This window comes from Shewanella halifaxensis HAW-EB4 (assembly GCF_000019185.1).
Classification (GTDB): Bacteria; Pseudomonadota; Gammaproteobacteria; order Enterobacterales; family Shewanellaceae; genus Shewanella; species Shewanella halifaxensis.
In genome coordinates, this window is record NC_010334.1 from 1,852,822 (window position 1) to 1,866,051 (window position 13,230).

The 13,230-nt window shown below is 44.2% G+C and carries 7 protein-coding genes and 20 tRNA genes; 14 read left to right on the forward strand and 13 right to left on the reverse strand.

The window, feature by feature from the left end; all coding sequences use genetic code 11:
* The first annotated feature begins 190 nt into the window (after positions 1 to 190).
* Positions 191 to 1,420, forward strand: a complete 1,230-nt coding sequence (locus tag SHAL_RS07895; RefSeq protein WP_012276643.1) for an MFS transporter — start codon at positions 191 to 193, stop codon at positions 1,418 to 1,420.
* 104 nt (positions 1,421 to 1,524) lie between these two features.
* Here the strand turns inward: SHAL_RS07895 and SHAL_RS07900 are convergent, their stop codons facing one another.
* From SHAL_RS07900 to SHAL_RS07955, 12 genes are all read right to left on the reverse strand, one after another.
* The gene (locus SHAL_RS07900; protein WP_012276644.1) at positions 1,525 to 1,752 is read right to left on the reverse strand and encodes a hypothetical protein; all 228 of its coding nucleotides are present in this window, start codon (positions 1,750 to 1,752) and stop codon (positions 1,525 to 1,527) included.
* Positions 1,753 to 1,873: 121 nt separating this feature from the next.
* Positions 1,874 to 1,949 (reverse strand) — tRNA-Val (locus SHAL_RS07905).
* A 37-nt stretch (positions 1,950 to 1,986) separates the two neighbouring features.
* Positions 1,987 to 2,062 (reverse strand) — tRNA-Val (locus SHAL_RS07910).
* Between the two features lie 37 nt (positions 2,063 to 2,099).
* Positions 2,100 to 2,175, reverse strand: a tRNA-Val gene (locus tag SHAL_RS07915).
* A gap of 37 nt (positions 2,176 to 2,212) precedes the next feature.
* Positions 2,213 to 2,288, reverse strand: a tRNA-Val gene (locus tag SHAL_RS07920).
* Positions 2,289 to 2,325: 37 nt separating this feature from the next.
* Positions 2,326 to 2,401, reverse strand: a tRNA-Val gene (locus SHAL_RS07925).
* A gap of 37 nt (positions 2,402 to 2,438) precedes the next feature.
* Positions 2,439 to 2,514: transfer RNA gene (locus SHAL_RS07930), tRNA-Val, on the reverse strand.
* A gap of 37 nt (positions 2,515 to 2,551) precedes the next feature.
* Positions 2,552 to 2,627: transfer RNA gene (locus SHAL_RS07935), tRNA-Val, on the reverse strand.
* A gap of 37 nt (positions 2,628 to 2,664) precedes the next feature.
* Positions 2,665 to 2,740, reverse strand: a tRNA-Val gene (locus tag SHAL_RS07940).
* 37 nt (positions 2,741 to 2,777) lie between these two features.
* A tRNA-Val gene (locus tag SHAL_RS07945) sits at positions 2,778 to 2,853 on the reverse strand.
* Between the two features lie 37 nt (positions 2,854 to 2,890).
* A tRNA-Val gene (locus SHAL_RS07950) sits at positions 2,891 to 2,966 on the reverse strand.
* A 38-nt stretch (positions 2,967 to 3,004) separates the two neighbouring features.
* Positions 3,005 to 3,080, reverse strand: a tRNA-Val gene (locus SHAL_RS07955).
* 554 nt (positions 3,081 to 3,634) lie between these two features.
* On the opposite strand from SHAL_RS07955, the gene gltX reads away from it, so the two are divergent.
* The 10 genes from gltX to SHAL_RS08005 all read left to right on the forward strand — a co-directional run bounded on the left by gltX (position 3,635) and on the right by SHAL_RS08005 (position 7,029).
* Positions 3,635 to 5,044, forward strand: a complete 1,410-nt coding sequence (gene gltX / locus SHAL_RS07960; RefSeq protein WP_012276645.1) for a glutamate--tRNA ligase — start codon at positions 3,635 to 3,637, stop codon at positions 5,042 to 5,044.
* Between the two features lie 104 nt (positions 5,045 to 5,148).
* Positions 5,149 to 5,224 (forward strand) — tRNA-Ala (locus SHAL_RS07965).
* Between the two features lie 80 nt (positions 5,225 to 5,304).
* Positions 5,305 to 5,380, forward strand: a tRNA-Glu gene (locus SHAL_RS07970).
* Between the two features lie 109 nt (positions 5,381 to 5,489).
* A tRNA-Glu gene (locus tag SHAL_RS07975) sits at positions 5,490 to 5,565 on the forward strand.
* A 109-nt stretch (positions 5,566 to 5,674) separates the two neighbouring features.
* Positions 5,675 to 5,750 (forward strand) — tRNA-Glu (locus tag SHAL_RS07980).
* A 247-nt stretch (positions 5,751 to 5,997) separates the two neighbouring features.
* Positions 5,998 to 6,073: transfer RNA gene (locus tag SHAL_RS07985), tRNA-Glu, on the forward strand.
* Positions 6,074 to 6,322: 249 nt separating this feature from the next.
* Positions 6,323 to 6,398 (forward strand) — tRNA-Glu (locus SHAL_RS07990).
* Positions 6,399 to 6,645: 247 nt separating this feature from the next.
* Positions 6,646 to 6,721 (forward strand) — tRNA-Glu (locus SHAL_RS07995).
* Positions 6,722 to 6,830: 109 nt separating this feature from the next.
* A tRNA-Glu gene (locus SHAL_RS08000) sits at positions 6,831 to 6,906 on the forward strand.
* 47 nt (positions 6,907 to 6,953) lie between these two features.
* Positions 6,954 to 7,029, forward strand: a tRNA-Ala gene (locus SHAL_RS08005).
* A 471-nt stretch (positions 7,030 to 7,500) separates the two neighbouring features.
* Here SHAL_RS08005 and SHAL_RS08010 read toward each other — a convergent pair.
* Entirely contained in the window at positions 7,501 to 9,330 is a 1,830-nt protein-coding gene (locus SHAL_RS08010) for an ABC transporter ATP-binding protein (RefSeq protein WP_012276646.1), read from the reverse strand.
* 188 nt (positions 9,331 to 9,518) lie between these two features.
* Between SHAL_RS08010 and SHAL_RS08015 the strand changes: the two genes are divergently transcribed.
* From SHAL_RS08015 to SHAL_RS08025, 3 genes are all read left to right on the forward strand, one after another.
* Positions 9,519 to 11,009 (forward strand): Ada metal-binding domain-containing protein, encoded by a 1,491-nt coding sequence (locus tag SHAL_RS08015; protein ID WP_041415916.1) that lies wholly within the window; start codon positions 9,519 to 9,521, stop codon positions 11,007 to 11,009.
* Positions 11,006 to 11,569 (forward strand): methylated-DNA--[protein]-cysteine S-methyltransferase, encoded by a 564-nt coding sequence (locus SHAL_RS08020; RefSeq protein WP_012276648.1) that lies wholly within the window; start codon positions 11,006 to 11,008, stop codon positions 11,567 to 11,569. Before SHAL_RS08015 ends, SHAL_RS08020 begins: the two co-directional genes overlap by 4 nt.
* 276 nt (positions 11,570 to 11,845) lie before the next feature.
* On the forward strand, positions 11,846 to 13,084 hold the full coding sequence (locus SHAL_RS08025; RefSeq protein ID WP_086020050.1) for a DEAD/DEAH box helicase: 1,239 nt from the start codon (positions 11,846 to 11,848) through the stop codon (positions 13,082 to 13,084).
* The last annotated feature ends 146 nt before the right edge of the window (positions 13,085 to 13,230 follow it).

The window sequence follows — 13,230 nt, forward strand, 5'->3', positions numbered from 1 at the left end:
TCCTAAGCTGCATTATTTTGTGGTGGGCAGAGCTTATCTTTCGGCTCAATATTAAAACTGCCCTTTAATAAGGATCTACTTTTAATTCACTATAACAAAAATCAATAACTATTGGGTTTTTTAGTTGTTATTCTTATGTGGGTGCCCTTGATATGCTATCGAGTAATGAAACACTTTGAGTTAGTTACCCATGAATCCCCTTACTCACCAGAGGCAAGATACTAACGAGATCCGCTTAATCATTAGCTTATCTCTCGCTTCTATGGTTATTTTTATCAACCTATATTTAGTCCAAGGCATGTTGCCATTGATTGCGGACTCCTTTTCTGTATCAAAAAGCCATGCAACGCTACTGTTGTCGGTAACCAGTTTCACCATGGCATTCTCACTTCTGTTATTTGCTGTGCTTTCCGATCGTGTCGGCCGTAAAAAACCTATCTTAGTCAGTTTGTACCTTCTGGTTGCGCTAGATTTTTGTGCACTGTTCATTACTGAGTTTAATCAACTGATATTACTTAGAATGGTGCAGGGGGCATTGCTTGCCTCTGTTCCCGCTATGGCTATGGCTTATTTTAAAGACGAGTTAGGCAATAATGCTCTGTTAAAAGCCGGGGCGATCTACATTGCGGCCAATAGTATTGGTGGTATAGCGGGGCGTCTGTTAGGCGGAGGCATGGCGCAGTATCTAGACTGGCAGCAAGCTATGGCTTTATTAACAGCGGTTTCTTTGATTGGTACGCTTATTGTGAGCTATCTGTTGCCAAAGAGCCATTTTGTTAAGCCTGAGATTGAATTGAGTAAGTGGCCGCTAAAACGTTCCGACTTTAATGGTTTTTGTCATCATTTAGCCGATCCTAAGTTACGGCTTATATACCTTGTTGGTGGGCTGGCTTTCATGGTGATGGTAAACCAGTTTAGCTATATTCAGCTTCATTTGATGGACAGCCCGTTTTACCTAGGGCGTTTTGAAGTGACACTTATTTTTGTTTGCTACCTGAGTGGGACCTATGCTTCTTATCGTTCGGCTAAGTGGGTTGGCCAGCTAGGACTAAAGCGAGTTTTTATCTATTCTGTGCTGGCGTTACTTTCAGGGAGCCTGCTCACTCTATTCGATAGCTTAGGAGCGATCTTTGCAGGCTTTTTGATCTCAGCCTTTGGTTTCTTCTTAATTCATAGTAGCTGTAACGCCTGGGTTGCCTATCGAGCAAAGCAGCACAGAGCAAAAGCGACGGCATTGTATCTTTGTAGCTATTACTTAGGCGCAGCAATCGGCGGTCCCTATTTATTGCCGTTTTGGCTGGTATGGGGCTGGCAAGGGGTAGTATTAGGTTCGGTACTTGGATTATCAGTACTTGCCTTAGTGGTATTTAAGCTTATCCAGCCAAAGTCTTCGTCAGGTCCGTTAGTGATGGAGTCATAGCAAATCTGTAAAGAGGGGCAGGGCGCGAGCTCTATTGTTTTTCAGTAAATGTGAATTGCAGTTTGCAATTAAGGCTTTAACAGCTTCGAACTGCAGACCCCCCTCTATTTATTAGGATTTATCAGTTGCATAACTTGGTCGCTGGGTAACAGCTCAAGGTGACCGTTCTCATCAAAATACCAACCAGTAATAAAGCCTTTCTGACGCATTTTAACTAAGTTTTGCATAACTGATTTTGCTTCCACAAGTGCAGTCTCTTGATCGTATTGGCAAGTGAGCTTTAAGTAAGCGGCAATACTGGCTAAGGAAGCGGATTGGCTGACGTCTGCCATAAGATTTATCCGGTGATACGTTATTCTAAAAGAATAGTAGAGAACATTCTTGAGTGACAAAGAAACGGTGAAATTTATTTAGGGAAATACAGAAAAAATGAGGAGTTTTGAATGTAGAAAATGGTGGTCGATACTGGGCTCGAACCAGTGACCCCCTCCTTGTAAGGGAGGTGCTCTCCCAGCTGAGCTAATCGACCTGGGATTTCATAATGTTTTAATTCTTTATGAAAAGAATGGTGGTCGATACTGGGCTCGAACCAGTGACCCCCTCCTTGTAAGGGAGGTGCTCTCCCAGCTGAGCTAATCGACCTGGGATTTCATAATGTTTTAATTCTTTACGAAAAGAATGGTGGTCGATACTGGGCTCGAACCAGTGACCCCCTCCTTGTAAGGGAGGTGCTCTCCCAGCTGAGCTAATCGACCTGGGATTTCATAATGTTTTAATTCTTTACGAAAAGAATGGTGGTCGATACTGGGCTCGAACCAGTGACCCCCTCCTTGTAAGGGAGGTGCTCTCCCAGCTGAGCTAATCGACCTGGGATTTCATAATGTTTTAATTCTTTATGAAAAGAATGGTGGTCGATACTGGGCTCGAACCAGTGACCCCCTCCTTGTAAGGGAGGTGCTCTCCCAGCTGAGCTAATCGACCTGGGATTTCATAATGTTTTAATTCTTTATGAAAAGAATGGTGGTCGATACTGGGCTCGAACCAGTGACCCCCTCCTTGTAAGGGAGGTGCTCTCCCAGCTGAGCTAATCGACCTGGGATTTCATAATGTTTTAATTCTTTATGAAAAGAATGGTGGTCGATACTGGGCTCGAACCAGTGACCCCCTCCTTGTAAGGGAGGTGCTCTCCCAGCTGAGCTAATCGACCTGGGATTTCATAATGTTTTAATTCTTTATGAAAAGAATGGTGGTCGATACTGGGCTCGAACCAGTGACCCCCTCCTTGTAAGGGAGGTGCTCTCCCAGCTGAGCTAATCGACCTGGGATTTCATAATGTTTTAATTCTTTATGAAAAGAATGGTGGTCGATACTGGGCTCGAACCAGTGACCCCCTCCTTGTAAGGGAGGTGCTCTCCCAGCTGAGCTAATCGACCTGGGATTTCATAATGTTTTAATTCTTTACGAAAAGAATGGTGGTCGATACTGGGCTCGAACCAGTGACCCCCTCCTTGTAAGGGAGGTGCTCTCCCAGCTGAGCTAATCGACCTGGGATTTACACAATGATTTAATTCTTTTAAAAAAGAATGGTGGTCGATACTGGGCTCGAACCAGTGACCCCCTCCTTGTAAGGGAGGTGCTCTCCCAGCTGAGCTAATCGACCTCGCTGTGTGGGGCCGTATTATAGGGAGGAACGATCTACTGTCAACGCTTTTTTTAGATAAAATAACGAGTGCGGTTCAATTTTGCGCGTGTTGCTGCATAGTTAATCAGAGAAGAGCGATTATAGCAAAAATTGGTTGAAAATTAGCTAGCTTGCTAACCTTGATTGCAACTTCCCTCGCGATAAAATTGTAGGCTGATATTTCCTTAAAGGGGTTTTATTGGATTTAGAGCGTTTGTTTTACCAATTATTAAAAGCGAGGAGGGCAGTTTAAGCTAGAGTTTACTCTTCACTATTTGTTTTTCACTTTTCCTTCTCACTATAAAAGGTACTCTGCCTATAATCTTTCCTATTCATAAGTCTCGTGTAGTCGCCTCATTTGTAATGAGGCAATCTCGAGAAAGCTCTTATATGAAGAAAGGCGGATTTTTGCCACAAAATTTGCCATATAGTAGTAGATCTATTTTCCCTAGCCCTTTTGGCTGTTAGAATATGCGCCACATTCATTAGTACAGTCTATTATTTAGACTTTCTACATAGGTCAGTATCCCATTATGACAATTAAGACGCGTTTTGCTCCAAGCCCTACTGGCTTTTTGCACGTTGGTGGTGCTCGTACAGCACTTTATTCATGGTTATATGCACGCGCAAACCAAGGTGAGTTTGTTTTACGTATTGAAGATACCGATATTGAACGTTCAACTCCTGAAGCATGTGCCGCTATTTTAGAAGGCATGGAGTGGCTTAACCTTAACTGGGATGAAGGTCCATATTATCAAACCAAGCGTTTTGACCGTTACAACGAAATCATTGCACAGATGCTAGAGCAGGGGACTGCTTATAAGTGTTATTGTAGTCGTGAGCGTATTGAAACGATGCGTGAAGAGCAAGCTGCAAACGGTGAACAGCAAAAATATGATGGCTGTTGTCGTGATAAGGCTCCACGCGATACAGATGAACCATTTGTAGTGCGTTTCAAAAACCCTACAGAAGGTAGTGTTGTTTTTGATGATCATGTACGTGGCCGTATCGAATTTGCAAACAGTACATTAGATGATCTAATTATCGCACGTACGGAAGGTACGCCTACTTATAACTTCTGTGTGGTTGTTGACGATTGGGATATGGGGATTACTTGTGTTGTACGTGGTGAAGACCATATCAACAATACGCCTCGTCAAATAAACATCCTTAAAGCACTTGGCGCACCAGTACCTGAATATGCTCATGTTGCTATGATCCTAGGTGATGATGGAGCTAAATTATCTAAGCGTCATGGTGCAGTCGGTGTGATGCAGTACCGCGATGACGGTTTCTTGCCAGAGGCACTGCTTAACTACCTTGTTCGTTTAGGCTGGTCTCATGGAGATCAAGAAGTGTTCTCAATTGAAGAGATGAAGCAGTTCTTTAGCCTTGATGATATCAATAAAGCAGCTTCTGCTTTTAATACAGATAAACTGATTTGGTTGAACCAGCACTATATTAAAGAAATGGATCCAGAATATGTAGCTTCTCATCTTGAGTGGCACATGGCTGATCAAAACATTGATACAAGCAATGGTCCAAAACTTTCTGAAGTGGTTTCAGCTTTATCAGAACGTGCTAAGACATTAAAAGAGCTTGCTGCTTCTAGTCGCTATTTCTTCGAAGACTTCGCTGAGTTTGAAGAAACTGCCGCTAAAAAACACCTTAGAGGTGTAGCACTTGAGCCACTAACTCTTATTCAGTCTAAGTTAGCTGCATTAAATGAATGGACTTTAGAAGCTATTCACCAGGCAATTGAAGATACAGCGAGTGAATTAGACGTTGGAATGGGTAAAGTCGGTATGCCATTGCGCGTTGCTGTTACCGGCGCAGGTATGTCACCTGCTGTAGATTTAACCTTATTCTTGGTTGGAAAGGCTCGTTGCGAACAAAGAATCTCCAAAGCGATTGAATTTGTAGCAAATAGAGTAAATTCATAAAAAACGGGTTGACTCTTTTGGGTGCGCTGCATAGAATGCGCCACGCAGTTGAGACACAGGCAACGAATAGTTCGCGGTGCACTCAAAAGTGTTTTAGTTAGTGAGGGGCCTTAGCTCAGCTGGGAGAGCGCAACACTGGCAGTGTTGAGGTCAGCGGTTCGATCCCGCTAGGCTCCACCATCTAACTAAAGATAAGCGTTAAGTTTTAGCCTACAGAACTTAATGAGTATTCACTCTTTGCAGAGTCTAATGCAGTCCGGGTCCCCTTCGTCTAGAGGCCTAGGACACCGCCCTTTCACGGCGGTAACAGGGGTTCGAATCCCCTAGGGGATACCACTATTTTACGATGACTTGATGTATGTCGAGTGATTGGAAAGCAAGCGTTAAGTTTTAGCCTACAGAACTTAATGAGTATTCACTCTTTGCAGAGTCTAATGCAGTCCGGGTCCCCTTCGTCTAGAGGCCTAGGACACCGCCCTTTCACGGCGGTAACAGGGGTTCGAATCCCCTAGGGGATACCACTATTTTACGATGACTTGATGTATGTCGGGTGATTGGAAAGCAAGCGTTAAGTTTTAGCCTACAGAACTTAATGAGTATTCACTCTTTGCAGAGTCTAATGCAGTCCGGGTCCCCTTCGTCTAGAGGCCTAGGACACCGCCCTTTCACGGCGGTAACAGGGGTTCGAATCCCCTAGGGGATACCACTATTTTAAAATTACTGATGAATGTCGGTAGTTTGAAAGCAAGCGTTAAGTTTTAGCCTACAGAACTTAATGAGTATTCACTCTTTGCAGAGTCTAATGCAGTCCGGGTCCCCTTCGAGTTAAAGAAGAGAGCGCCTAGGACACCGCGCTATTTTTATTAAAAGCAGCACGGCGGTTTCACTTTAATAGCCTTCTAAAGTGTCACTTATAGGTCTTCGTTATATTAGAAGTAAAACAATATGTCCGGGTCCCCTTCGTCTAGAGGCCTAGGACACCGCCCTTTCACGGCGGTAACAGGGGTTCGAATCCCCTAGGGGATACCACTATTTTACGATGACTTGATGAATGTCGGGTGATTGGAAAGCAAGCGTTAAGTTTTAGCCTACAGAACTTAATGAGTATTCACTCTTTGCAGAGTCTAATGCAGTCCGGGTCCCCTTCGAGTTAAAGAAGAGAGCGCCTAGGACACCGCGCTATTTTTATTAAAAGCAGCACGGCGGTTTCACTTTAATAGCCTTCTAAAGTGTCACTTATAGGTCTTCGTTATATTAGAAGTAAAACAATATGTCCGGGTCCCCTTCGTCTAGAGGCCTAGGACACCGCCCTTTCACGGCGGTAACAGGGGTTCGAATCCCCTAGGGGATACCACTATTTTAAAATTACTGATGAATGTCGGTAGTTTGAAAGCAAGCGTTAAGTTTTAGCCTACAGAACTTAATGAGTATTCACTCTTTGCAGAGTCTAATGCAGTCCGGGTCCCCTTCGAGTTAAAGAAGAGAGCGCCTAGGACACCGTGCTATTTTTATTAAAAGCAGCACGGCGGTTTCACTTTAATAGCCTTCTAAAGTGTCACTTATAGGTCTTCGTTATATTAGAAGTAAAACAATATGTCCGGGTCCCCTTCGTCTAGAGGCCTAGGACACCGCCCTTTCACGGCGGTAACAGGGGTTCGAATCCCCTAGGGGATACCACTATTTTACGATGACTTGATGTATGTCGGGTGATTGGAAAGCAAGCGTTAAGTTTTAGCCTACAGAACTTAATGAGTATTCACTCTTTGCAGAGTCTAATGCAGTCCGGGTCCCCTTCGTCTAGAGGCCTAGGACACCGCCCTTTCACGGCGGTAACAGGGGTTCGAATCCCCTAGGGGATACCACTATTTATAAATTCGTGTTAGTAATAACATGGATGTTTACCAGAAATGGGGCCTTAGCTCAGCTGGGAGAGCGCAACACTGGCAGTGTTGAGGTCAGCGGTTCGATCCCGCTAGGCTCCACCAAATTTATCATTTAGATGATAAGTACAAATAAACCACCTTTAGGTGGTTTTTTTGTATCTGAATTTTGACAATGCTTCGAAAGCATTCCAGCCTCTAGGTTTGATTTGACACATTCCCTGCTACTCACCTAGTTGCCGCAAGGGGAGTGCTTTGTACTACCGTAAGGATAGGTAAGTGTTCTGATTATGGCAGCAGTAAAGTCATTTAACACTGCGCGTGAATTTCAGTTATCAGCGGTATTTATTTGTAAGGATACCAGCGTAAGCTGATGTTAGAGTCTAGTTGTTAGCCCATTAGAAAGAGGCCTAGAGTGGACCATTCATATAATTGGGTAAACTCGAATATGCTGGTCGCTTGCTGAGTGAGTCGGTTTTTAAGGGGCGATATCAATCGGCGTTCGGATATCGCATTGAAAGCCATCAATACTGATGGCTCCTATATGTTGTTACTTGGCTTTAATACTATCGGGTGTTAATCAACGCCGAGAAATCCCCCCGTTTGGTGTGCCCAAAGTTGTGCGTAGATCCCACCTGAGCGAATCAACTCCTGATGCGTCCCTTGCTCTACGATTTTCCCTTCATCGAGTACAATTAATCGATCCATTGCAGCAATGGTTGATAGTCGATGCGCGATCGCAATGACGGTTTTTCCCTGCATTAGTTGATAAAGACTCTCTTGTATTGCAGCTTCGACTTCGGAGTCTAATGCGGATGTGGCTTCGTCTAAGAGAAGGATCGGGGCGTTTTTAAGTAGAACTCGCGCGATAGCAATACGTTGACGTTGGCCGCCTGAAAGTTTAACTCCGCGTTCGCCGACCTGTGCATCTAAGCCTTGATTACCCTCAGGATCGCTCAAGGTTTGAATAAACTCATACGCTTGAGAGTTTTTTATTGCTTGTACAAGCTCTTCATCACTCGCATCAGGATTACCGTAAAGAATATTGTCGCGAATAGAGCGGTGCAGTAACGAGGTATCTTGGGTCACCATGCCTATATGGGTCCGAAGTGAGTCCTGTTTGACTTGAGTAATATCTTGTTTATCAATCGTAATACTACCTGACTCCACGTCATGAAAACGCATAAGCAAATTAACTAAAGTTGACTTACCTGCGCCAGAACGACCCACTAAACCGACTTTTTCGCCAGCTTTGATATTCAGATTTAACTCATCAATCACACCGCAGTCCTCACCGTAGTGAAAACTGACATTATTAAAGTCGATGGCTCCTTTACGGACAATTAGCTCAGGCGCATTAGTGATGTCATTGATATCGGTAGGCTTTGACAGCGTATTCATACCATCTGCAACCGTACCAATGTTCTCAAATAGCGAGCTAATTTCCCACATGATCCATTGCGACATACCGTTGAGCCTTAACGCCAAACTGATGGCAATCGCAATCGCACCAACCGTAATCGCATTATCACTCCAAAGCCAAATAGATACAGCAGCAATAGCAAAGGCTAATAGGTAGTTGATGATCTGCACACTCACATTAATCCAAGTGACTAAACGCATCTGTCTATATACGGTATGCAAAAAAGTTTTCATGCTGCCTTTGGCGTATTGGGCTTCTTCTTGGGTGTGTGAGAAAAGCTTTACCGTGGCGATGTTAGTGTAACTATCGACAATTCGTCCCGTCATTGTTGAGCGAGCATCGGCTTGTTCAGTTGACACTTTTTTTAGCTTGGGTAAGAACCTAAATTGCAAAGCGATATAAACAGCAAGCCAGACAAGCATAGGCAGCACCAATCTAAGATCCACCTTCGCTATCATTACCACCATAGAGGTGAAATAAACCAGAATATAAACCAACACATCTAATAGCTTAGTGACGGTTTCTCTAACGGCTAATGAGGTTTGCATCACCTTGGTTGCAACACGGCCTGCGAAATCGCTTTGGTAAAATGAGACACTTTGTTTTAGCAGATACCTATGGGCTAGCCAGCGGATCGACATGGGGTAATTACTCAATAGCGCCTGATAGACAATAAGGGCATGCAGCAACACCAAAACCGGGATGACGACTATGACCAATAGTGTCATTCCAAGTAATTTCATGCCTTCTTTTTCAAAAAGAGTATCGGGATCGTTATTAATTAATAGATCAACTAAATCCCCCATAAAACCAAATAAAGACACTTCAAGAATGGCTAGCAGCGCCGTTAGAATCGACATGATAACCAGTGGAACTTCAAAGCCGCGGGTGTAATGGCGGCAAAATGCATAGATCCCTTTAGGGGGCTGTTGTGGTTCTGCGCTAGGGAAGGGGTCAACCCAAGACTCAAATCGTTTGAACATGTAACTACTCAGTCAGTTTTTAGGTGTTGGAAAAATGTAACAAGGGACAGCATATAGGAATCAATCAGCTAAGTGTAAATAAACCCGAGGTATTTATTTCCAACTTATATTCAGTTCCGTTTTCCGCTAGTGATGAGCAGGCAGGTTGCGTAAGATTATAGTCATAATGAGTTTTTATGGACTGTGGAATGCTAAATCACGACTGTAAGATTGAAAGAGAAGCATGCCGCAAGGCTAGATTAGCTCGAGATCCCAGGTTTGATGGACAGTTTTTTATTGGGGTATTTACCACCAAAATTTACTGTAGGCCAATTTGCCCTGCGGTGAGTCCAAAAGAAGAAAATGTGCGGTATTTTGATTCAGCTCTTCAAGCTGCAAATGCTGGCTTAAGGCCTTGTCTACGTTGCCGGCCAGATAGCGCTCCACTCTCTTATGCATGGAAGGGGACACAAACTACCTTAGAGCGGGCAAAGGTCATAATCGATGCTGGAGAACTTTCTGGGGATGATGGGCTGAGCGTAGAGGCTCTGTCTGAGCGGTTAGGGATTAGCAGCCGTTACCTCAGAAAACTTTTTAGCGAGAAAATGGGGGTCTCGGTTAAAGGTTATGTGCAATACCGACAACTCATGTTTGCAAAGCAATTATTGCATCAAACCCAGCTGAGTATCACTCAAGTCGCATTTGCGGCGGGCTTTAACAGTATTCGACGCTTTAATGAAGTCTTTAAGCAAGCATTGCAATTAACTCCCTCAGCGCTGAGAAAAGCGTCCACAAAAAGGCCACCATCTGACGAGTTGCAACAACAAGGACAAATTACATTGCGATTACAGCTTAGCTATCGTCCGCCACTTGCCTGGACGCAACAGCATCGCTTTTATGAGGTTCGTGCCGTAGAGCAAATGGAGTGGCTTGAAGATCCACTTAGTTATGGTCGAAGTTTCACCTTAAATGGAGTTAGTGGTTACTTCAATGCCAAGCTAGATGCAAAGGCGAATGTGTTCAATGTCGATATTGTGTTAGATAATGAGTCAGGCCTTTCCCAGCTTAGTTTCATTATTAGCAGCATTCGTAGGGTATTGGACTTAGATGCCAACGTGCTTGAGATCGACAGTGTGCTTGCATCGCTAGACCCTTTAGGAAAACAGATGATCCCAGGGTTACGTTTACCTGGGGTATGGTCTGCATTTGAAGCAGGGTGCCGAGCTATATTAGGGCAACAGGTCAGTATTATACAGGCCTCTAAGCTACTGAATCAGTTAGTACTTGCCTACGGGGAGCAGCGCTTGATTGGCGCAAAGCAAGTGACGCTATTTCCATTACCTGAGACGATAGCGAAAGCCGAATTAAACGAGCTAAAAATGCCTGGAGTCAGGAAGAGTGCGCTCAATGCCCTAGGTCAGTTTGTCAGTGATAACCCAGAAGCTGAGGTTGAGCAATGGCTATCGATAAAAGGTATTGGACCATGGACTACCGCCTACGCCAAAATGCGTGGCTTGAGTTATCCCGATGTTTTACTGTGCGGCGATCTTGTGGTTAAAAAACGCGTGCTAAGTCTTTATGCCGCAAAGGCGGATAAGTTAGCAACATCAAATGGCTATGATGAGCTAACTCAAGAGCTTGCCAAACACGTTGCTCCATGGGGCAGTTATCTCACATTTCAGCTTTGGAACCTTTCATGAATAAACCGTTACTGCCATTAGCTAAATTGAATTTTAAATCCGAGTTCGGCGCGCTCTCTGTGTGCGCTAATGCAGAGGGCATCACTCACGTTAACTTTATTCCACAGCAAGGGGATGAATGGTTATCAAGAGAAGTTGATACTAACCAAGCATTAATGGGCGCTGGCGCATGTGCAGAGAATGGCGGTTGCGATAGTTATCATCTCGCCAAACAACACCTTTTACAGGCTCAGCTTGAGCTGACGGAGTACTTTGATGGAGCGCGTCGCCAATTTGAGGTAAAACTCGCCCCTAAAGGCACTGAGTTTCAATGTCAGGTTTGGCATGCATTAAGTGAGCTTGAATATGGCGAAAGCTGCAGCTACGCAGATATTGCTAGTCGTATTAATCGTCCTAAAGCGGTGAGAGCGGTGGGCACCGCAAATGGCGCCAATCCCATTGCGATTATTGTGCCTTGCCATAGAGTGATAGGTAAAAATGGTACACTTACTGGCTATGCTTATGGCATCGACTTGAAGCAGAAATTACTTAAACTCGAAGGCTTAAACTCGAAGGGATAGTCTAATTAGGAATTGAGAGAAGTTGAGATAAGTTGAGGGTGACTCGAGTGAGGGCTGGGGTTTGAAATCATCTGGTCAATACCCGCTTTAAAATGTCAGCGTAAAATCAGATCAAAAATAAGCTTTTAAGTGGATATTAGCGTAGAATAGGCGCCTTATTTTTGATTAGGCGTTTACCCGTACATTATGACTCAGTCAGTATCTTCAATCGACAAAGCAGCAACTCCCACTGTGGCTAGCAAACCGACTCACAGTGATTTTACTCAACTAGGGCTTATGCCTGAGTTGCTCGAAACGCTTAAACTGCTGAGTTATACAACGCCGACAGCTATTCAGTCACACACTATTCCTGCTGTGCTAAACGGCAAGGATGTGCTTGGTGGCGCAATAACAGGCTCAGGTAAAACAGCCGCTTTTGCGTTGCCAATCATTCAAAAGATTGCCCAAGCAAAGCCTCGAGCTAAAGAGGGGAACTACGTATCGAGTTTAATCTTGGTGCCGACTCGTGAGTTAGCGCAGCAGGTTGCCGATAGCTTTATGCGCTATTCTCAGCTCATTAAGCCTAACCTAAAAACGCTAGCGGTATATGGCGGCGTATCAACGAATACTCAAATGCTAAGCCTACGCGGCGGTGCCGACATTGTTGTTGCGACTCCTGGACGGTTGATCGATCTCATTTCAAGCAATGCGCTAAAACTGGATAAAACCACTACGTTGGTGCTGGATGAAGCCGATCGCATGTTAAGTCTTGGTTTTACCGAAGAGCTTAATGAGCTTTTAGCAAAGCTGCCAAAGACTAAACAGACATTACTATTTTCTGCAACTTTCCCAGAAGAAGTGCGTGAGCTTACTGATTCTCTACTGAATAACCCAGTAGAAGTACAGTTACAAAGCAGCGAAGAGAGCACACTGGTTCAGCGTGTAATCACGGTTAACCGTAATCGCAAAACGGCTTTACTTGCGGAGCTTATCAAAGACAATCAATGGCAGCAGGTATTGATCTTTGCCAGTGCTAAGTACAGCTGTAACCGACTTGCGCAAAAGCTAGAGAACGCAGGCATTACCGCCGAAGTGTTCCACAGTGATAAAGGCCAAGGTGCACGTAATCGTGTATTAGAGGGTTTCAAGTCTGGTGAGATCAGTGTGTTGATTGCCACCGATATTGCTGCCCGCGGTATTGATATTGAAAAATTGCCAATTGTGATCAACTTTGAACTGCCAAGAAGTCCTGCTGATTATATGCATCGTATTGGTCGAAGTGGCCGTGCAGGCGAAGCAGGTCTAGCAATGAGTTTGATTTCTCACGATGAGTATCAACACTTTAAGTTGATTGAAAAGAAAAACAAACTGAGATTAGAGCGTGAGCAGATCCCTGGTTTTGAAGCGGATGCAGAGGCGCCTGAAGACTGCCCATCCCGTGATCTAAAGCCTATGGCTAAACCTGCTGGAACAGGTAAGAAGAATCGAAATAAGTTACCAAAGGCAAATGCCGACGTTTGGACAAAGAAACCTTAAGCAGCATTTAAGTTTTCCTATCGCATATCAAAATGGACTCTTAATGAGTCCTTTTTGATATAAGAATTGCCATTTTTGTGGATTAGCGCTGTTTTTTTACCATGGATCATCCCGCTCAGTAATAAAGCCATAGCGTCACATTTAAG

Coding starts and splice junctions, on each gene's coding strand:
- SHAL_RS08010 (WP_012276646.1), bottom strand. CDS start 9,330: ATGTTCAAACGATTTGAGTCTTGGGTTGACCCCTTCCCTAGCGCAGAA.
- SHAL_RS08025 (WP_086020050.1), top strand. CDS start 11,846: ATGCCTGAGTTGCTCGAAACGCTTAAACTGCTGAGTTATACAACGCCG.
- SHAL_RS07895 (WP_012276643.1), top strand. CDS start 191: ATGAATCCCCTTACTCACCAGAGGCAAGATACTAACGAGATCCGCTTA.
- gltX (WP_012276645.1), top strand. CDS start 3,635: ATGACAATTAAGACGCGTTTTGCTCCAAGCCCTACTGGCTTTTTGCAC.
- SHAL_RS07900 (WP_012276644.1), bottom strand. CDS start 1,752: ATGGCAGACGTCAGCCAATCCGCTTCCTTAGCCAGTATTGCCGCTTAC.
- SHAL_RS08020 (WP_012276648.1), top strand. CDS start 11,006: ATGAATAAACCGTTACTGCCATTAGCTAAATTGAATTTTAAATCCGAG.
- SHAL_RS08015 (WP_041415916.1), top strand. CDS start 9,519: ATGCTAAATCACGACTGTAAGATTGAAAGAGAAGCATGCCGCAAGGCT.